Annotated in this window: 1 protein-coding gene; it reads right to left on the reverse strand. The window is 59.7% G+C overall.

The window, feature by feature from the left end; all coding sequences use genetic code 11:
* Positions 1 to 1,073, reverse strand: a 1,073-nt coding sequence (locus A3730_RS25110; RefSeq protein ID WP_304439536.1) for an oligonucleotide/oligosaccharide-binding fold domain-containing protein, incomplete at both ends; no start/stop codon positions are given.

Consider the following 1,073-nt stretch of genomic DNA (forward strand, 5'->3'; position numbering starts at 1 on the left):
CGCTTTTTCGACCAATGCGGCTCGAAATATTGTCGCTTGAGCAGGTGCCCTGCCGCCTGTTCGATCCACAACGGATCGGTTTTTGCCACGGTCCGGGCGAACAACCGGCTGGTCTCCACCTGCTCTGCCGCCATCAACCAGCGCGCCTTGGTCTTTGACAGTGACGACCCCGGCCATACCAGGGGCTTGCGGTTTCGCGTCGACAACCATTCGCCCTCTTCCGTGCGTTGCATGACATTAGCCAACAACCCGGTAAGCAACGCCTGATGCAGCGGCGCGTAGAGCGGGGACGGAGGAGCGTTATCGCCGTTTTTGCTCTTTGCCTTATCAGGTTCTCTTAACGGCAATCCGGATTCCACTGGCGCGTTCAGCTCCCACCCCTGCTCTTTACTCAGCAATAATAGTTGACGATGAGTGTCGCGCCATTCGCGCATTCGCGTGGGAGACAGGAAGGTTTTCTTGAGCAGCTTCTCATACTGGTTGCGGCTCAGGGCTTCGCGTTGGGAATCCGCCCACTGCCACAGCTTCACAAAAAACAGGAAATCCGATTCCTTGTCGGTGAAAGGCTGGTGGGCCTGATCCGCCTGCTGTTGTTTATCATGGGGGCGTTCCCGAGGATCCTGGGCGGCCAGTGCGGACACCACGATCAAGGCCTCGCGCAACACTTTCTTTTCCGCCGCCGCGACCAGCATTCGGCCCAGAGTGGGGTCCAGCGGGAAACGTGCCAGCTGCCGCCCCAGTGCGGTCAGCGTCTGTTTTTCTGTCAACGCGCCCAGCTCATCCAGCAACCGGTAACCATCGCGGATCAGCCGGCCATCCGGCGGTTCGATAAAGGGGAAATCTTCGACCTTGCCCAGGCGCAGGTCTGCCATCTGCAGAATCACTGCCCCCAGATTGGTGCGCTGGATTTCCGGGTCGGTGAACGCCGGCCGATTGAGAAAATCGTCTTCGTCAAACAGGCGGAAACAGATACCCGGCATTACGCGGCCGCTACGCCCGGCCCGCTGATTGGCACTGGCCTGGCTCACCGGCTCCACCGGCAGGCGCTGTACCTTGGAATGCACGCTATAACG

This window comes from Alcanivorax sp. HI0044, assembly GCF_001634945.1.